Annotated in this window: 17 protein-coding genes; 12 read left to right on the forward strand and 5 right to left on the reverse strand. The window is 75.5% G+C overall.

From position 1 onward, the window contains the following. The coding region (locus K1J50_RS10255) for an MFS transporter (RefSeq protein WP_220117624.1) at nucleotides 1–1214 on the forward strand (1214 nt) is incomplete at its 5' end. A 16-nt stretch (nucleotides 1215–1230) separates the two neighbouring features. Here the strand turns inward: K1J50_RS10255 and K1J50_RS10260 are convergent. After that, nucleotides 1231–2865, reverse strand: coding sequence for a DUF6311 domain-containing protein (locus tag K1J50_RS10260; protein ID WP_220117625.1), 1635 nt, complete (start codon nucleotides 2863–2865; stop codon nucleotides 1231–1233). A gap of 482 nt (nucleotides 2866–3347) precedes the next feature. Here K1J50_RS10260 and K1J50_RS10265 point away from each other — a divergent pair, with 482 nt between their 5' ends. From K1J50_RS10265 to K1J50_RS10290, 6 genes are read left to right on the forward strand one after another with little or no spacing between them, the layout of a single operon-like run. Further along, entirely contained in the window at nucleotides 3348–4157 is an 810-nt protein-coding gene (locus K1J50_RS10265; protein WP_304502909.1) for a sugar transferase, read from the forward strand. Nucleotides 4158–4206: 49 nt separating this feature from the next. Next, nucleotides 4207–5742 carry an oligosaccharide flippase family protein gene (locus tag K1J50_RS10270; RefSeq protein ID WP_220117626.1) on the forward strand — a complete coding sequence of 512 codons (1536 nt, stop codon included), beginning with the start codon at nucleotides 4207–4209 and terminating at the stop codon, nucleotides 5740–5742. Continuing rightward, the gene (locus K1J50_RS10275) at nucleotides 5739–6824 is read left to right on the forward strand and encodes a glycosyltransferase family 4 protein (RefSeq protein ID WP_369413571.1); all 1086 of its coding nucleotides are present in this window, start codon (nucleotides 5739–5741) and stop codon (nucleotides 6822–6824) included. The genes K1J50_RS10270 and K1J50_RS10275 overlap by 4 nt, the downstream gene beginning before the upstream one ends. Beyond that, nucleotides 6821–7951, forward strand: a complete 1131-nt coding sequence (locus tag K1J50_RS10280; RefSeq protein WP_220117627.1) for a glycosyltransferase — start codon at nucleotides 6821–6823, stop codon at nucleotides 7949–7951. Before K1J50_RS10275 ends, K1J50_RS10280 begins: the two co-directional genes overlap by 4 nt. Next, nucleotides 7948–8841 (forward strand): glycosyltransferase family 2 protein, encoded by an 894-nt coding sequence (locus tag K1J50_RS10285; protein WP_220117628.1) that lies wholly within the window; start codon nucleotides 7948–7950, stop codon nucleotides 8839–8841. Before K1J50_RS10280 ends, K1J50_RS10285 begins: the two co-directional genes overlap by 4 nt. Next, nucleotides 8838–9728, forward strand: a complete 891-nt coding sequence (locus K1J50_RS10290) for a glycosyltransferase (RefSeq protein WP_220117629.1) — start codon at nucleotides 8838–8840, stop codon at nucleotides 9726–9728. Before K1J50_RS10285 ends, K1J50_RS10290 begins: the two co-directional genes overlap by 4 nt. Nucleotides 9729–9769: 41 nt before the next feature. Here K1J50_RS10290 and K1J50_RS10295 read toward each other — a convergent pair whose 3' ends face one another. Further along, nucleotides 9770–10396: a hypothetical protein gene (locus K1J50_RS10295; RefSeq protein WP_220117630.1), complete on the reverse strand. Its 627-nt coding sequence runs from the start codon at nucleotides 10394–10396 to the stop codon at nucleotides 9770–9772. Between the two features lie 162 nt (nucleotides 10397–10558). Here K1J50_RS10295 and K1J50_RS10300 point away from each other — a divergent pair, with 162 nt between their 5' ends. The 5 genes from K1J50_RS10300 (at nucleotide 10559) to K1J50_RS10320 (ending at nucleotide 13963) form a co-directional block, all read left to right on the forward strand. After that, the gene (locus K1J50_RS10300; protein WP_220117631.1) at nucleotides 10559–10864 is read left to right on the forward strand and encodes a DUF4212 domain-containing protein; all 306 of its coding nucleotides are present in this window, start codon (nucleotides 10559–10561) and stop codon (nucleotides 10862–10864) included. A gap of 3 nt (nucleotides 10865–10867) precedes the next feature. Continuing rightward, complete coding sequence (locus K1J50_RS10305) at nucleotides 10868–12661, forward strand: sodium:solute symporter family protein (RefSeq protein ID WP_220117632.1); 1794 nt, start codon at nucleotides 10868–10870, stop codon at nucleotides 12659–12661. A 79-nt stretch (nucleotides 12662–12740) separates the two neighbouring features. Next, nucleotides 12741–13070, forward strand: coding sequence for a YggT family protein (locus K1J50_RS10310; RefSeq protein ID WP_220117633.1), 330 nt, complete (start codon nucleotides 12741–12743; stop codon nucleotides 13068–13070). A gap of 34 nt (nucleotides 13071–13104) precedes the next feature. Next, nucleotides 13105–13404 carry a hypothetical protein gene (locus K1J50_RS10315; RefSeq protein WP_220117634.1) on the forward strand — a complete coding sequence of 100 codons (300 nt, stop codon included), beginning with the start codon at nucleotides 13105–13107 and terminating at the stop codon, nucleotides 13402–13404. A gap of 142 nt (nucleotides 13405–13546) precedes the next feature. After that, on the forward strand, nucleotides 13547–13963 hold the full coding sequence (locus tag K1J50_RS10320) for a hypothetical protein (protein WP_220117635.1): 417 nt from the start codon (nucleotides 13547–13549) through the stop codon (nucleotides 13961–13963). 58 nt (nucleotides 13964–14021) lie between these two features. Here K1J50_RS10320 and K1J50_RS10325 read toward each other — a convergent pair whose 3' ends face one another. From K1J50_RS10325 to K1J50_RS10335, 3 genes are read right to left on the reverse strand one after another with little or no spacing between them, the layout of a single operon-like run. Continuing rightward, nucleotides 14022–14795 (reverse strand): hypothetical protein, encoded by a 774-nt coding sequence (locus K1J50_RS10325; RefSeq protein ID WP_220117636.1) that lies wholly within the window; start codon nucleotides 14793–14795, stop codon nucleotides 14022–14024. 29 nt (nucleotides 14796–14824) lie between these two features. Beyond that, nucleotides 14825–16243, reverse strand: a complete 1419-nt coding sequence (locus tag K1J50_RS10330; protein WP_220117637.1) for a TRAP transporter large permease — start codon at nucleotides 16241–16243, stop codon at nucleotides 14825–14827. 9 nt (nucleotides 16244–16252) lie between these two features. Next, complete coding sequence (locus tag K1J50_RS10335) at nucleotides 16253–16924, reverse strand: TRAP transporter small permease subunit (protein ID WP_220117638.1); 672 nt, start codon at nucleotides 16922–16924, stop codon at nucleotides 16253–16255. Nucleotides 16925–16968: the final 44 nt, after the last annotated feature.

Genomic DNA, 16968 nt, shown 5'->3' on the forward strand with positions numbered 1-16968 from the left:
GCGTCGCGGTCGCGCTCGGCCTCGCCCAGACCGTCGCCTGGGCCTGCACCTACTATCTGCCCGCCGTGCTCGCCGCCCCGGTCGCGGAAGAACTCGGCGCGCCCCGCACGGCGGTGGTCGGCGCCTTCTCGGCGGCACTGCTGATCGCCGGGCTCTGCGCGCCGCGCGTCGGCCGCGCCATCGAGGCGCGCGGCGGGCGCGGCGTGCTCGTCGCCTCCTCCTTCGTGCTGGCGGCCGGGCTCGCGCTGCTCGGCCTGCTGCCGGGGATCGCCGGCTGGTGCGCCGGCTGGGCGGTGCTCGGCCTCGGCATGGCGATGGGGCTCTACGATGCGGCCTTCGCCACCCTCGGGCGCCTCTACGGGCGCGAAGCGCGGCGGCCGATCACGCAGGTGACGCTGATCGCGGGCTTCGCCAGCACGGTGGGATGGCCGGTCTCGACCGCGCTGCTGCCGCAGCTCGGCTGGCGCGGCACCTGCCTCGCCTACGCGGCGGCGCAGATCCTCCTTGTGCTTCCGCTCTACCTCGCCCTCGTGCCGTCCGCCGCGCCGCCGCCCGCGCCGGGCGAGGACGGCGCGCGCCCGGAGCGGGCCGAGGCGCCGCGGGCCGCCCCCGCCGCGCACGCCGCCTGGATGCGGCGCGCCGTCCTGATGCTTGGGGCCTTCTTCACGCTGCGCGCCGTGGTCGGCGCGGCGATGTCGGTGCATCTGATCGCGCTGCTCGAGGGGATCGGCCTCGGCCTCGCCGCGGCGGTGGCGGTGGCGTCGCTGGTCGGGCCGAGCCAGGTGGCCGGACGGATGCTGGAGTTCGCCTTCGCCCGGCGCGCGCATCCGCTGACCGTCGCGCGGCTCGGCGCGCTGGCGCTGCCGCTCGGCGTCGCGCTGCTGCTGGCTCCCGGCCCGCTCGCGATCGCGCCCGCCGCGGCGGCCTTCGCGGTCTGCTACGGCATCAGCAACGGGCTGCTGACGATCAGCCGCGGCGCGGTGCCGCTCGCCCTGTTCGGGCCGCGCGGCTATGCGACGCTGCTCGGCCGGCTGGCCATGCCGGTGCTGATCGCCCAGGCGATCGCGCCGACCCTCGCCGCGCCGGCGGTGGAGGGGCTGCCGGCGGCCTGGACCTTCGCGCTCTCCGGCGCGCTGGCGGGGGCGGCGCTGCTCTGCCTGGTGCCGCTGCGGCCCGTGCCGCCCGGCGAGGCGTGGCCGCCACGCGGCGGCTGACGCGGCGCCGCGCCGCTTACGGCCCCGCCGGCGGCGCGGCGCAGGCTACCGCCTCGCCCACCGCGACGCACCGCTCCGCCGCGCCCGGCACCAGCGGCAGCAGCCGCGCCACCGCGCCGGGCAGGATCAGGCGCAGCTCGCCGGGCGCGAGCGGCGCCGCCGCGCGTTCGTCATCGCGGCAGGCGGGCGGCGCGCCGCGCCAGCGCGCGACGTACATGGTGCTGACCGGCAGCGCGGTCTCCGAGGCGAGCGCCAGCGCCTCCAGCGTCTGCGCGTAGTCGCGCTCCGCCCCGCGCGCGATGCAGGGCCAGGAGGGCAGCAGCGTCAGGCGCTCATGCCGCGCGAACAGCGCGCGCAGGGCCGGGGCATGGAGCGTCCAGGCCGGCCGCGTCGCCGCCCAGTCGCGCAGGGCGGCGCGCAGCGGCGCCGCGTCGGCGAATTGCGCGAGCCCCATCGCCAGCACGAGCGCGGCGCCGAGCCCGCGCCGCGGGTGGCGCGCCAGCACCGCCGCCGTGCCGATCAGCAGCGCGTAGGCCACAGGCCAGAAGAACCGGCCCGAGGCGCGGAACTGCTCCAGCACCGCCGGGACCGCGCCGAGGTCGAGCAGCACCGCCGGCCCGAGGCCCACGCGGTGCGAGACCGCGAGCAGCGTCAGGCCGAGCAGGACGAGCGCGAGGCCGCCATGCCGGCGCAGCGTCGCGGCGACGGCGCGCGGCCGCAGCAGCCCCGCCGCGGCGAGCCCGCCGAGCAGGCCGGCGCCGAGCCAGTTGTAGCCCTCCCAGCCGCCGTGCCCGGTGGCGTCCACCTCGGCCGCGACCAGGCCGGCGAGCAGGCCGGAGCGGTGCGGCCAGACCGGCGCAAGCAGGTTCATCGCGAACTGTCCGTAGCCGCCCTCGCCGGTCGCGCCGAGATAGCCGAACGCCGCCATCACCAGCAGCACCGCGGCGGTTGCCGCACCGCTGCCGGCCAGCGCCGTCCCGGCCGCGGCCGCGTCGCGCCGCAGCAGCCACGTCAGCGGCACCGCGCCGAGCAGCGCCAGCACCATCGCCGCGAGGTAGGGATGCGCGAGCAGCGCCGCCACCGCCACCGCCGCGGCGGCGGCCCAGGGCGCCGCGCCCTGCCGCCGCGCGAGGCGCAGGTAGAGGCCGAGCGCGACCAGCAGGAAGAAATGGCCGGTCAGCGCCGCGTGGCCGTAGCGGTTCAGCCAGGCCGGCATGCTCGCCGCCGCCAGCGCCACGCCGAGCGCCGGGACGAGGCGCCGCTCCCCGCTGCCGCGCAGGCACCACACCGCGGCGACGGGCTGCGCCACGAAGGCGAGCCCGTACCACAGCCCGATGCCGTGGAAGCCCGCCGGCAGCCAGGCCGCGATCGCCTTCAGCAGCAGCGCCAGCAGCGGGATGCCGTCGGCGAAGGCGATGTTCGTGCCCCCCTCGGCGGTGCCGAGATGCGGGGCGAGCAGCGGCGGCCAGTGCCAGGCGGGGTCGCGCAGGAAGTAGCGCTGCGCGACGATGTGCTGGGCCGCGTCGCCGACCGGCATCCAGGGGCGGCCCGCCTCCGGCAGCAGGAACTCCCGCGGCAGGAGCGCGAGCGCCAGCGCCGCTCCCAGCAGCGCCGCCGCGGCATGGGCGGCGACCGAGGCCGCGGCCGGCATGGCGCCGGCGGGCGCCCGCTCCCGCGCGGACGCGGGCGCCGCGATCCGATATCCCCCTGCGGCGGCGTCTCCCACCTCGCGCTCCTCTCCGCGCGGCGCGTCGCGCGCCGGTGCGCGCCCTCTACCGGCGGGCGCGGCGGCCGGGCAAGCCGGCGGTCCGGGGCGCGGCCGGCGCGGTGACCGGCCGGATGATCGCCGGGGAGCGAGCGACCGCTCCCGATGGCGGTCCCGGGACGGTTCCCGAGGGCGCGGGCAGGGCCCGCTCCGCCACGGTTTCGATGCCACAATCTTGCCCAAAGCCGGTCGCATTGCCGTCGCCGCCCGATCGCAGGGTGCCGACCCGCCGGGGCCACCCGGGAAGAGCAGGCGGGGGTGCGCCTCGGATCGCCGGTTGGTCCGGCGGGCGCGTCGGACCGCGTGTCTCGTCCGCCGGAACCGTCGGCGCCCTGAGGCACACGCTGTTGCGGTACAGAGGTCAATCCATGCCTGGCGTGGACGTCAGTCAGCCCTCGCGGCAGGAGGCCGCGGCGCGCGGCACCGCCTCCCTCGTCCCGGCGCCGGCTCTGCACTTCGCCTTCCTGGGCGCCTCCGCCGAGGACATGCTGGCGCCGCCGCGCCGCGGAGCCTCCGGCGCGTTCCCGGCGCGGCGCGGCGGCGGCGCGCAGGGGCTGCGCGACCGGCTGCGCCCGCTGCTCAAGCGCGCGCTCGACGTCGCGGGCGCCGCCGCGCTGCTCGTCGTGCTGGCGGTGCCGCTCGCCGTGATCGCGCTGCTGGTCCGCGCCGACGGCGGGCCCGTGCTGTTCGCCCATCGCCGCGTCGGCAAGGGCGGCGTGCCGTTCAACTGCCTGAAGTTCCGCACCATGGTGCCGGACGCCGAGGCGCGCCTCGCCGCGCTGCTCGAGGCCGACCCGGAGGCGCGCGCCGAGTGGGAGGCGACGCGCAAGCTGCGCCGCGACCCGCGCATCACCTGGATCGGCCGCTTCCTGCGCGCCTCGAGCCTCGACGAGCTGCCGCAGCTCGTCAACGTGCTGCGCGGGGAGATGAGCCTGGTGGGCCCGCGCCCGGTCCCCGCGGCCGAGCTCGCCGCCTGCTACGGCGCCGCGGCGGAGCACTACCGGTCGGTGCGTCCGGGCATCACCGGGCCCTGGCAGGTGAGCGGGCGCAACGACACCAGCTACGCGCACCGCGTCGCGCTCGACGTCGCCTACGCCACCCGCCCCTCGCTGCGCGAGGACCTGCGCATCCTGCTGCGCACGCCGGCCGCCGTGCTGCTGCGGCGCGGGGCCTACTGACGGCCCGCTTGCGGCCGCGCCGCGCGGCTGCTTCGCTGCGCGCCCCGTGATGAACGAAACCCCGGCGGATACGCGCGTCCCGAGCGGGCGCCGCCTGCTCACCGGCACGGCGTGGAACGCCGCCGGGCGCGGGCTGCCGCTGCTGCTCGCCCTGCTCCTCACGCCGCTCCTGCTCGGCCAGCTCGGCCTCGACCGCTGGGGGCTGTTCACCCTGGCGCTCGGCCTGGTCGGGGTATTCGGCCTGTTCGACCTCGGCCTCGGCCCCGCGCTGACCCGCGCGCTGGCGGAGCGCCTCGGCTCCGGCGGATCGCGCGAGGGCGAGGCGGAGCTGGTGGCGGCAGCGGTCCTCGTCCTCGCCGCGATCGGTGCCGCCGGCGCGGCGCTGCTGTGGTGGGCGATGCCGGCGCTGGTCGGACGGGTGCTGAACGTCCCGCCCGCCCTGCAGGAGGAGGCGGTGCGCGCCTTCCGCGTGCTGCTGCTGGCGGCGCCGCTGGTGGTGGTGAACGCGGCGCTGTGGGGCGTGCTCGCGGCGCACCAGCGCTTCCGCGCCGCCAACCTGGCCAGCATCCCGGTCGCCGTCTTCTACTATCTGGGGCCGCTGCTCGCGCTGCTCGCCTGGGATTCGCTCGTCGCCGTGATGCTGGCGCTGGTCGCCTGCCGGCTCGCCAACACGCTCTCCTATGCCTGGCTGGCATGGCGGCTGCTGCCGGGGCTCGCGCGCGTCCGGCCGCGCCTTGCCGCGGCGCTGCCGCTGCTGCGGCTGGGCGGGTGGATGAGCGTCTCCGGCGCGCTCACCCAGGCGCTGCTGCAGGCCGACCGGTTCCTGATCGGCGCGCTGCTCTCGCTCGCGGCGGTCGCCTACTACGCGACGCCGCTCGATCTCGTGATGCGGATGTGGATCCTGCCGGTGGCGGTGGCGCAGGCGCTGCTGCCGGCGCTCGCCGCGGGCTTCCGCGCCAGGCCCGAGGAGACCGCCGCGCTGCTGCGCCGCGGCGCGCTGCTGATCGCCGCGCTGGTGCTGCCGGCCTCGCTCGCGCTGGTGGCCTTCGCCGAGACGATCCTGCGCCTCTGGCTCGGCGCGGAGTTCGCCGCGGGCGGGGCGACGGTGCTGCGCATCCTCGGCGTCGGCATCCTGTTCTCCTGTGTCGGCTTCGCGCCGGGCAGCCTGCTCGACGCGATCGGCCGGCCGGACGCGGCGGCGCGCTTCGCGCTGGCGCAGGCGGCGGTCTATCTGCCGGCCGGCGCGCTGCTGCTGTTCGCGGGCTGCGGCATCGAGGGCATGGCGCTGGCGTGGAGCGCGCGCGCGGCGGTGGAGTGCGCCGGGCGGCTGTGGCTCGCGGCGCGGCTCTATCCGCCGGCGGCGGCGGCGGCGCGCGGCCTCCTCCCCGGCCTGGCCTGGGGCGGCGCCGGCCTCGCGGCGGTCGCGGCGCTGGCCGAGGGAGCGCCGGGCGTCGCGGCGCCGGTGGCGGCGGCGGGGGCGGTGCTCGCGGGTTTCGCGGCGCTGGCCTGGCGGTGCCTCGCGCCGGCCGAGCGCGCCGCCCTGCGCGCGCCGCGCGGCCTGCTGCGCCCTGGGGGCGTGTCGTGACCGGGCTTGCCCTCAACGGCCGCTTCACGACCCAGCCCTTCAGCGGCGTGCAGCGCTTCGCCACCGAGCTGACCGCGGCCATGGACACGCTGGCCGGGGAGGGGGCGTGGCCGCCGACGCGCCTGCTGACGCCGCGCGGCGCCGCGCCACCGCCGCTCCGTCACCTCGCGGTGGCGGAGGTCGGGCGCCTCGGCGGGCAGGGCTGGGAGCAGCTCGAGCTGCCGCGCGCGGCGCGCGGCGCCTTCCTGCTCAATCTCGGCAACACGGCGCCGCTGCTTGCGGGCCGCCGCCAGGCGGTGGTGATCCACGACGCCGGCGCCTTCGACACCCCGGAATCGTACGCGCTGCCCTTCCGCGCCTGGTACCGGGCGCTGCACCGCGCGCTCGCGCGCACCGGCGCGCGGATCGTCACGGTCTCCGAGTTCGCGCGCGGGCGGATCGCGGCGCGGCTCGGCCTCGATCCGGCGCGGATCGGGGTGATCCCGGAAGGGGCCGAGCACATCCTGCGCGCGGCGGCCGATACCGGCGTGCTCGCGCGCCACGGCCTCGCGCCGCGACGCTACGTGCTCGCGGTCGGCAACCGCGCGGCGCACAAGAACCTCGCGGCGCTGCGCGGCGCGGCGGCGCTGCTCGCCGCGCGCGGCCTCGCGCTTGCCGCCGTCGGCGCGGCCGATCCGGCCGTGTTCCGCCCGGCCGCGGACGCCGCGGGGGAAGGAGCGGTCGCGCTCGGCCGCGTCGGCGACGCCGAGCTGCGCGCGCTCTACGAGAACGCGCTCTGCCTCGTCTTCCCCTCGCGCTACGAGGGCTTCGGCCTGCCGCCCCTCGAGGCGATGCGGTGCGGCTGCCCGGTGCTCGCCGCCCGTTCCGGCGCGCTGCCGGAGGTCTGCGGCGACGCCGCGCTGTGGTTCGACGCGGCCGATCCGTCAAGCCTCGCGGCCGCGCTCGCCCGCCTGCTGGACGAGCCGGGCCTCGCCGCGGCGCTTGCCGCGCGCGGGCTCGCCCGGGCCCGCTCCTACACCTGGCGCCGCGCCGCGGAGAGCCTGCTGCGCCTGCTCGCCCCCGGGGACGCCGCCCCGCGATGAGGGTCGCGATCGTGCACGAGTGGCTCGAGACCTACGCCGGGTCGGAGCGGGTGGTGGAGCAGCTCCTGCACTGCTGGCCGCAGGCGGACCTCTTCGCCGTCTGCGACTTCCTGCCGGAGGCCGAGCGCGGATTCCTCGGCGGCCGCACGCCGCGCACCACCTTCATCCAGCGCCTGCCCTTCGCGCGCACGCGCTTCCGCTGGTATCTCGGCCTGATGCCGCTCGCCATCGAGCAGCTCGACCTCGCGGGCTACGACCTGGTGCTCTCCTCCTCGCATGCGGTGGCGAAGGGCGTGCTGACCGGGCCGGGGCAGCTGCACGTCTCCTACGTCCACTCGCCGATGCGCTACGCCTGGGACCTGCAGCACCAGTATCTGCGCCAGGCGGGCCTCGAGCGCGGGCTGCGCGGCGCCTTCACCCGCTGGCTGCTGCACCGCCTGCGCGCCTGGGACCGCGCGAGCGCCGCCGGCCCCGACGTGCTGGTGGCCAACTCCACCTACATCGCCGAGCGCATCCGCAAGGCCTGGCGGCGCGACGCGGTGGTGATCCACCCGCCGGTCGACGTCGCGGCCTTCCCGCTGCAGCGCGAGAAGAGCGGGCACTTCCTCGTTGCCTCGCGCCTGGTCCCCTACAAGCGCGTCGAGCTGGTCGCCGAGGCGTTCCGGCGCATGCCGGAGCGCCACCTGATCGTCGTCGGCGACGGCCCCGGCGAGGCGGCGGTGCGCGCCGCCGCGGGCGACGCCCCGAACATCGAGCTGCGCGGCCGCGTCGGCCGGGCGGAGCTGGTGCGGCTGATGCAGACCGCGCGCGCCTTCCTGCACGCCGCCGAGGAGGATTTCGGCATCGCCCTGGTCGAGGCCCAGGCCTGCGGCACGCCGGTGATCGCCTACGGCCGCGGCGGGGCGCGCGACATCGTGCGCATCCCGCCTGATCCCGCGCCCACCGGCCTGCTGTTCGCCGAGCAGACCGCGGAGGCGATCGTCGCGGCGCTCGCCCGCTTCGACGCGCTCGCGCCCGCCATCACCCCGGAGGCCTGCCGGCGCAACGCCGAGCGCTTCGGCGCCGAGCGCTTCCGGGAGGAGATCACCGCGCTCGTCGCCCGCCACCTCGCGGGGGGCGGGCCGTGAGGTTCTCGCTGATCGTCGCCACGCGCGGGCGGGTGGAGGAACTGGCGCAGTTCCTCGACTCCCTGCTCGCCCAGGGGCGGGCCGACGCCGAGGCGATCGTCGTGGACCAGAACGGCGACGATCGCCTCGCGCCGGTGATCGCGCGCGTCTCCGGCCGCCTGCCGCTCCTCTGGCTGCGCTCGGCGCGCGGCCACGCCTGCCACGCGCGCAATCTCGGTCTGCGCGCCGCGCGCGGCGAGATCGTCGGCTTCCCCGACGACGACTGCCTCTACCCGCCCGGGCTGCTCGACCGCGTGGACGCCGCGTTCCGCGCCGATCCCGCGCTCGCGGTGCTGACCGGACCGGCGGAGTCGCCGGCGGGTGGCCTCGGCTCGGGACGCTGGCGGGAGGAGGGCGGGCCGATCACGCTCGACAACCTCTGGACCAGCGTGATCGAGTTCAACCTGTTCCTGCGCCGCGACCTCGCCCTCGCCCTCGGCGGCTTCGACGAGCGGCTCGGCCCGGGGACCCGCTTCGGCTCGGGCGAGGGCAACGACTTGGTGGCGCGCGCGATCCGCGCCGGCCACGCCGCGCGCTACGACCTCGGGCAGCGCGTCGTCCATCCGGACAAGCGGCTGACGCCGGTGGCGGTGGAGCGTGCCGCGCTCTACGGCGCAGGCTTCGGCCTGGTGCTGCGCCGCCATGCGCCCTCGGCCGCGGTGTGGCTGCGCTTCCTGGTGCGGCCGCTCGGCGGCATGGCGCTCGCGGCGCTGCGGCTGCGCCGGCTGGAGCTCGCCTACTACGCCGCGACGCTGCGCGGGCGCCTGCGCGGCCTGCTCGCGGGCGGCGAGGCGGCGGCCGGGCGCCGCCTCGCGCCGCTCGAACCGGCCCCGCGGGAGAGGGGCGCATGAGCCGCCTCCGCATCGCCGTCGGCATCGCCACGCGCGGCCGCGCGGCGATCCTCGCCGAGACGCTCGCCGAGCTCGCCCGCCAGCGCCGCGCGCCGGAGCGCGTGCTGGTCTGCCATGTCGGCCCGGAGGACGTCGCCGCCTTGCCCGAGGCGCATCCGGGCGTCGCCTTCCTGCGCGCCGAGGCCGGGCTGCCGCGCCAGCGCAACGCCATCCTCGACGCGGCGGGGCCGGACTGCGACGTGCTGCTGTTCCTCGACGACGACTTCCTGCCCGCGCCCGACTACCTCGCCGTGCTGGAGGCGGTGCTGCGGGCGCGGCCCGACTGCGTCGTCGCCACCGGCACGGTGATCGCCGACGGCGCCAAGGGGCCGGGCATCGCGGTCGCGGAGGGCCGTGCCCTCCTCGCGCGCGATCCCGGCGCCCCGGACCCGCTCGCCGCTGCGCCGCACTTCAACGGCTACGGCTGCAACATGGCGGTGCGCCTCGCGCCGGTGCGCGCGCACGGCCTCCGCTTCGACGAGGCGCTGCCGCTCTACGCCTGGTACGAGGACATCGACTTCACGCGCCGCCTCGCCGCCGCGAGCGGGGGGGCGATCCTGCGGCTCGCCGGCGCGCGCGGCGTGCATCTCGGCGTCAAGGCCGCGCGCACGCCGGGCCTCCGGCTCGGCTACAGCCAGGTGGCGAATCCGATCTACCTCGCGCGCAAGGGGAGCTTCCCCTGGAGCCATGCCGTCCCGAGCGCGCTCCGGCACTGCGCGATCAACGCGCTGCGTTCGCTCGCGCCGGAGCCGGAGGTGGACCGCCTCGGGCGGTTCCGCGGCAACCTGCTGGCGCTGCGCGACCTGCTGCTCGGGCGGGCGGACCCGCGGCGGATCCTCGACCTCTGAGCGGCGCCGCGACCGCGGCGCGCCTCCCGGGCCGGGGCGGCTCAGGGCGGCCGGTCGTGCAGCAGCGCCGCGGCCAGCGGACCGGGCGCGAAGCGCCGCTCCATCTCCTGCTGGGCGCTGACGACGAGGAACCGCAACGCCCCCTTGATCGCCGGCGTCTCGCCCCGGCGCCGGTCCGGATGGATGGGCAGGGTGGCGAGCAGCGGCGCCTCGGCGAGCAGGCGGAGGCGATTCGCCGGCTGCGGCGGGGCGAGCTGCAGCGCCGCCAGATGCCCGGGCAGGGCCTGGCGCGCCGCTTCCGCCGCCGCGCGCTCCTCCTCGGGCGGCGGCCCGGCGAGGGAGAGGGCGCGCGCATGCAGGGGGACGAGCGCCGCGGCGAGCGCCGGCTCCGCGCCGCGCGGCACATGCGGGCGCAGCCACGACTCGGCCATGGCGGCCATGTCGAGCATCGTCCAGTGGAAGGTCTGCCAGCGGCAATGATGCAGCGCGGCCAGGAAGGCCGGATCGGCGAACAGCGCGCGCTCCTGCCGCCCGGCCTTCACCCGGCAATAGTCGAACACCGTCTTCTGCGCGACATAGGCACCCTGGCGGGCGAGGAAGCCGGCGAAGGCCGCGGGGTCGGCCGAGGCGCGGCGGCGCCCCGGCAGCCAGGGGAAGGCGAGGGACACGGGGGCTCCTGCGAGACTCGCAATCTTATTGCGCACCTGCCGCGCAGCATGATAGCGCCTTGAGCGGGCGATTCCGCTGGCCTTGCCGCGATGCGGCGCGGCCGCGGCGGCGCCGAATCAAGCCCAGGCCCGGGGGAGGCCGAGGCAGTAGGGAGAGAACGTATGCCAGCAGTCGAACGTGGCGCCGCGCCGCAGGCCGCGGCGGGGCCGGCCGTGGATCCTGCCGTCAGAGAGGCCTACTGGCGCAAGACCTCCGGGCTGATGTGGACGATGCTCGTGATCTGGTTCGTGGCGAGCTTCGTGATCCACGCCTTCGCCCCCGCTCTCAACCAGATCAAGGTGTTCGGCTTCCCGCTGGGCTTCTACATGGCGGCGCAGGGCAGCCTGATCATCTACGTTGTCATGCTGTTCTGGTTCGCGGCGCGACAGAACCGCATCGACGAGGAATTCGGCGTGTCGGAGGACTGATCCATGTCCGATGCCTCCAAGACTGCGCCGGGGCGCAGCGACTTCCTCGCCAATCTCGGCCGCGTGTACGCCATCTACACCGGCGGCTTCATCGGCTTCGTGCTGCTCCTCGCCCTGCTCGAGCAGCTCGGCGTGCCGAACAAGATCATCGGCTACCTGTTCGTCTTCCTCACGATCGGCGTCTATGCGCTGATCGGCATCATCTCGCGCACGGCCCAGCTCTCGGAGTACTACGTCGCCGGGCGGCGCGTCCCGGCCATCTACAACGGCATGGCCACCGGCTCGGACTGGATGTCGGCGGCCTCCTTCATCGGCATGGCCGGCACGCTCTACCTGCTCGGCTATGACGGCCTCGCCTTCGTCCTCGGCTGGACCGGCGGCTACGTGCTGGTGGCGATCCTGCTCGCGCCCTACCTGCGCAAGTTCGGCGCCTACACGGTGCCGGACTTCCTCGGCGCGCGCTACGGCGGCAACTTCGCGCGCTTCGTCGGCGTGATCGTGCTGATGAGCGCCTCCTTCACCTACGTGGTGGCGCAGGTGTACGGCACCGGCATCATCGCCTCGCGCTTCCTCGGCATGTCGTTCGAGCTGGCGGTGTTCGTCGGCCTCGCCGGCATCCTCCTCTGCTCGATGCTGGGCGGCATGCGGGCGGTCACCTGGACCCAGGTCGCGCAGTACATCATCCTGATCATCGCCTACCTGGTGCCGGTGGTGCTGCTCTCGACCCAGGTCACCGGGGTGCCGATCCCGCAGATCATGTACGGCCAGGTGCTGGAGCAGATCGAGGCGCTGCGCACGACGAAGGAGGCGCTGGCCGGCGCGCCCTCGCACGTCCAGCCGTTCCAGACCTACGATCCGCTCAACTTCTTCGGGCTGATCTTCTGCCTGATGGTCGGCACCGCCTCGCTGCCGCACATCCTGATGCGCTACTTCACCACGCCGAGCGTGCGCGAGGCGCGGCAGAGCGTGGCCTGGAGCCTGTTCTTCATCTTCCTGCTCTACTTCACCGCCCCCGCCTACGCCGCCTTCGCCAAGCTGGAGGTGTACCAGAACGTCATCGGCACCGCGATCGCCGACCTGCCCGCCTGGGTGCGCCTCTGGGGCGAGGTCGGCCTGGTCACGGTGCGGGACGCCAATGGCGACGGCATCCTGCAGTTCCGCGAGTTCAGCATCAACCAGGACGCCATCGTCCTCGCGACGCCGGAGATCGCGGGCCTGCCCTACGTGATCGCCGGCCTCGTCGCCGCCGGCGGCCTCGCCGCGGCGCTCTCCACCGCCGACGGGCTGCTGCTCGCCATCGCCAACGCGCTCAGCCACGACATCTACTACCGGATGGTGGACCCGAACGCGAACGCGAAGCGGCGCCTGATCGTCGCCCGCATCCTGCTGATCGGCGTGGCGGTGGTGGCCGCCTACGTCGCCAGCACGCGCCCGGCCGGCATCCTGGCGATGGTCGCCTGGGCCTTCTCCATCGCTGCTTCGGGCCTGTTCCCGGCGCTGGTGATGGGGGTGTGGTGGAAGCGCACCACCACGGCGGGCGCGATCGCCGGCATGATCGTCGGCTACGGCGTCTGCCTCTACTACCTGATCGGCACGCAGTATTTCGGAATGCCGCTCTGGTTCGGGGTGCGCAACATCTCCTGCGGCCTGTTCGGCATCCCGGCGGCCTTCCTCACCACCTGGATCGTCAGCCTGCTGACCCCGGCGCCCTCGCAGGCGATGCAGGACTTCATCGACTCGATCCGCACGCCGCGCGGGGCCGTGCGCATGATCGAGGGCGAGCACGCGCCGGAGTAGGACGGCGCGCCGGCCCGGGGCGCGAACGGCACGGGGGCGGTTGCGGAGACGCGGCCGCCCCCGCATCCTGGCCGGGTCCATGGACGGCACCCATTTCCTCTTCGGCTACCTGCCCTTCTGGGTGGTGAATTACGGCCTGGCCGTGGTCGGCTGGACCTGCCTCGGGCGGTTCGCCCTGCAATGGGCCGTGCCGCCCGACAGCCCGAACTACATCTGGCGCGCCTTCCGGCGGCTGACGGACTGGGCCCTCGCGCTCGCCCGGCTGCTCGTGCCGCGCTACGTGGCGGCGGCATTCCTGCCTCTGGTGGCGGCGTTCTGGATCTGGGTGATCCGTCTCCTGTTCGGCCTGGCGATGCTGGCCGCGGGCTGGGCGCCGCGCCTCGGCTCCGCCGCCTCGGCCGCCGGCTGAGCGCCGGTCCGGACAGGCCGTCCCGGATGCCAGCATGACGCCGCAGACGCTCTTCACCCTCACCGTGGCGGCGAGCCTCGCGAACGGGCTGGTGAGCCCGGCGCTGGGCCTCGCCTTCGTCCTCCATCCCCTCTGGCTGCCGGCGATCGTTCCCGCCACGCCGGAAATCGTGCTCTACGGGGCGAGCCTCATCGTCGCGACGGGCACGCTGCTGCTCTCCGCCGTGCCCGCCGCCCTCGCGGAACGCCTGGGTGTCTCCGGGGAGGCGGCCCTCCGGATCTGGCTGGCCGGCGCCTCGGCGCTCACCGCGCTCGGCGTGCTGGCCCGGGCCTGAGGGCGGGCTTCGGGCCGCGGCCGGCAGCCTGCCTCGCCCGCATCCAACCCTCGCATTGCCCGCGCGTTCGCGGCAACATCGGCCCTGGATGGAGGAGCCGGCCCCGGAGCGGGCGGCCGGCGGGCTGTGCCGCGGGGGTCCGATGGATGAGATCCGCGCCCTGGCCGACATGACGATCCGGCGCGCCCTCGGCTTCGCCGGCCTCGGCGTCTGCGTCGTCATGCTCGCCCTGTCCTTCGACCTGCTGCTGAGCCTGCGCGCGGGCGGACAGCTCTCCGCCCTGGTCTGCCTCGCCCTTGCCGTCGGCGGCTGGACCGCGCCGCGGCGCGACATGCGGCGGACCGAGCTCTGGACGCTGCTCGCCGGAACCGGCGCGGCTCCCCTGCGCCGCATGCCGCGCGCCCAGATCCAGATGCTGCTGGCGCAGGTGCTGCGCGAGCGCCTGTTCTGGCACGCCGAGCGCGCAGGCCTCACCGCCCTCGCGCTCGGCGCGGCCGCAGCGCTGGTCGCCCTGGCCGAATTCCTGTTCGCGGGCGGCGGGGCAGGGCAAGCCGGCTGACGGGCCCGCCGCTGCCGCCTGCCGGCGGGGGGGCGGGGGGCCACGCCGCGGGGCGGTGTCAGCCTGCCGTGAACCGCGCCTGCACCCGGCCGAGCGGCCCGAAGTCCGCGCGCAGCACGCCCTCCGGCGAGGGCCGGATCGCCGGCGCCGCGAGGCCGGCGGCCACCAGCACCGCGCCGGCCGGCAGTCCGCCCAGCCGCCGCGCCGCCGCCACCGCCGGCGCGAGCGCCGCGAGCAGGTCCAAGGGGACCGGGGCCTCGCCTCTCCGCCGTCGCGCGCCGGCCGGGCCCAGCCTGACCGGCACCGGTCCGGCGGCTGCGGGGGCGACGCCGCGCCCGACCACCAGAAGGCCGAGCCCGCCGAGATCCGCCGCCTGCAGCGCCGGGGTCTGCGGCGGGTCGCGGAACCGGCTGGCGGCGATGTCCACCGCCGGGTGCAGGGCGGAGAAGACGGACGGCTCCTGCTCCTCCTCGCCGGGCGGCAGCGCACGTCCGAGCACCCCGACCACCGCCGCGGAGACGGCGGGGTGGCGCAGCGCCGACAGCGCGATCGTCGCCCCGTCCCGCAGCAGGCGGGATTCGATCACCGGCCCCGCGACCGGCGGCCCGCCCGCTGGCCCGGGCGCGACGCGCACGCCGCAGGCCACCAGCCCTGCCTCCTCCAGAACGGCGAGCGCCACGCACTCCCCCTCGGCCGTCGTGCGGGGGGCGAGGTCTTCGGGCAGGGGCGCGAGCGGGTTTCCGGTCACCAGCGCCTCGGCGATCCACCCCGCCGCCGCCCTGGCGCTCGGCTGGAAGGGCGCGGCGGGCGCCCGGGCGCGCCGGTCCGGCATGACGGCTCCGCTCCCGCGACCGGCCGGGGCTAGTTCAGCGACGGCAGGCGCACCGCCTCGTCCTCCTGGAAGCCGCCCTGCGGCGGGGCGTCGAGGCCCGACGGCGGGGCCCCCTCGCTCGGCGGCGTGTAGCCGTAGAGCTGGTCCGGCAGCCAGGTGACGAGGCCGGGGAAGAAATAGACCATGAGCATGCAGAAGATGACGATGTAGATGAAGGGCATCACGCCGGCGAAGATGTCCTCGAGCCGCACGTGCCGCGGGGCCACGCCCTTGAGGTAGAAGGTCGCCATCGCGACCGGCGGGCTGAGGAAGCTCGTCTGCAGGTTCAGCGCGATCAGGATGCCGAAGAACAGGGGCGAGACGTTGAAGTCGTCGAGCAGGGGCAGGAAGATCGGCACGAAGATCACGATGATCTCCGTCCACTCCAGCGGCCAGCCGAGCACGAAGATGATCGCCTGCGCCAGCAGCATGAAGGTGAACTGGTTGAGCGGCAGGGACTTGACGAACTCCTCCACGAGCTGCTGTCCGCCGAGGTAGCCGAAGACCGAGGAGAAGATGAAGGAGCCGACGAACAGCCAGCACACCATCGCGCTGGTGCGGGCGGTGAGGAACACGCTCTCCTTGAGCTTCTCCCAGGAGAAGGCGCGGTAGGCGAGGGCCAGCACGATCGAGCCGAGCGAGCCCATCGCCGCCGCCTCCGAGGGCGTGGCGAGGCCGAGGAGGATCGCGCCGAGCACGGCCGCGATCAGCAGAGCCAGCGGGAAGAAGGAGGTGAGGAGCGCGAGCAGGATGCGCGCGAAGGGGACGCTCACCTCCTCGGGCGGCAGCCGCGGCGCCTTGGAGGGGTACACCACCGCCACCCCGATCGCGTAGGCGATGTAGAGGCCGGCGAGCATCAGGCCGGGGATGAAGGCCGCGGCGTAGAGCTGCACCACCGACACGCCGGCGGTCGCGCCGTAGAGGATCAGCATGACCGAGGGCGGGATCAGGATGCCGAGGCAGCCGCCCGCGCAGGTCACGCCGGCGGCGAGACGGACGTCGTAGCCCGCGCGCAGCATCGCCGGGAAGGCGAGCAGCCCCATCAGCGTCACCACCGCGCCGACGATCCCGGTGGCGGTCGCGAACAGGGCGCAGGTGGCGAGGGTGGCGACGGCGAGGCTGCCCGGGATGTTGCCGCTCGCCATCTGCAGCGAGCGGAACAGCCGGTCGAGGATGTTCGCCCGCTCGATGATGTAGCCCATGAAGACGAAGAGCGGGACGGAGATCAGCACGTCGTTCGCCATCACCGCGTAGGTGCGCTGCACCAGCAGGTCGAAGACGCGCTCGCCCATGCCGAGGTAGCCGAAGAACAGGCCCATCGCCATCAGCGTGAAGGCGATCGGGAAGCCAAGCAGGATGAAGAACAGGAACAGCCCGAGCTGGGTCAGGCCGAGCGCGGCGTCGGTCATCGCGGCGTCCTACCGTCCGTCCTGCTGGTCGCCGGCGCGCTCGTGCAGCGGCGAGGGGCCGCGGGTGGCGCCGCGGGCGTGCTCGGCCAGCGCCGCGCCGGGCTGGTCCGCCTCGCGCGCCGCCTCGGCCTCGGCGAGGATGCGCGCCTCCATCTCCTCGACGTCGTGCAGCCGCTGCGGCCACCGCCCGGTGCGGATGCACTGCAGGCAGCGCACCACCTCGACGAGGCCCTGGAGCAGCAGCAGGAAGCCGACGAGCGGGATGAGGAACTTGAAGGGCCAGATGATCGGGCCGTGCGGGCTGAACATGGTCCGCTCGTTCTGGCGGTAGCTGTCGAGGAAGTAGTGCCAGCCCGAGATCATGAAGGCGAGGATCGCCGGGAAGAAGAACAGGAAGTACAGGAGGAGGTCGAGCATCGCCTGCGGGCGCGGCGGCATCATGCGGTAGAGGAAGTCGCCGCGCACGTGCCCGTTGCGGCTCAGCGTGTAGGCGCCGGCCATCATGAACAGCGTGCCGTAGAGCATGTAGGAGACGTCGTAGCCCCAGCTCGTCGGGGCGCGGAACACGTAGCGGACGACTACCTCGTACACCACGACGACGGTCAGCACCAGGATGCACCAGGCGAAGGTCTTGCCGATCGCGGTGCTGAACCGGTCTATGCCGAGGAGCAGGCGCTGCACTTGCGGGGCTCCCTCCCGAGGGCCGGACAGACGACGCCCGCCGG

This window comes from Caldovatus aquaticus (genome assembly GCF_019458025.1).
Classification (GTDB): Bacteria; Pseudomonadota; Alphaproteobacteria; order Acetobacterales; family Acetobacteraceae; genus Caldovatus; species Caldovatus aquaticus.

Bases quoted from the DNA above. Each gene is read 5' to 3' on its own strand.
- K1J50_RS10260 (WP_220117625.1), bottom strand. From the start codon at position 2,865: ATGCCGGCCGCGGCCTCGGTCGCCGCCCATGCCGCGGCGGCGCTGCTG.
- K1J50_RS10265 (WP_304502909.1), top strand. From the start codon at position 3,348: ATGCCTGGCGTGGACGTCAGTCAGCCCTCGCGGCAGGAGGCCGCGGCG.
- K1J50_RS10270 (WP_220117626.1), top strand. From the start codon at position 4,207: ATGAACGAAACCCCGGCGGATACGCGCGTCCCGAGCGGGCGCCGCCTG.
- K1J50_RS10280 (WP_220117627.1), top strand. From the start codon at position 6,821: ATGAGGGTCGCGATCGTGCACGAGTGGCTCGAGACCTACGCCGGGTCG.
- K1J50_RS10290 (WP_220117629.1), top strand. From the start codon at position 8,838: ATGAGCCGCCTCCGCATCGCCGTCGGCATCGCCACGCGCGGCCGCGCG.
- K1J50_RS10300 (WP_220117631.1), top strand. From the start codon at position 10,559: ATGCCAGCAGTCGAACGTGGCGCCGCGCCGCAGGCCGCGGCGGGGCCG.
- K1J50_RS10305 (WP_220117632.1), top strand. From the start codon at position 10,868: ATGTCCGATGCCTCCAAGACTGCGCCGGGGCGCAGCGACTTCCTCGCC.
- K1J50_RS10310 (WP_220117633.1), top strand. From the start codon at position 12,741: ATGGACGGCACCCATTTCCTCTTCGGCTACCTGCCCTTCTGGGTGGTG.
- K1J50_RS10315 (WP_220117634.1), top strand. From the start codon at position 13,105: ATGACGCCGCAGACGCTCTTCACCCTCACCGTGGCGGCGAGCCTCGCG.
- K1J50_RS10320 (WP_220117635.1), top strand. From the start codon at position 13,547: ATGGATGAGATCCGCGCCCTGGCCGACATGACGATCCGGCGCGCCCTC.
- K1J50_RS10325 (WP_220117636.1), bottom strand. From the start codon at position 14,795: ATGCCGGACCGGCGCGCCCGGGCGCCCGCCGCGCCCTTCCAGCCGAGC.
- K1J50_RS10330 (WP_220117637.1), bottom strand. From the start codon at position 16,243: ATGACCGACGCCGCGCTCGGCCTGACCCAGCTCGGGCTGTTCCTGTTC.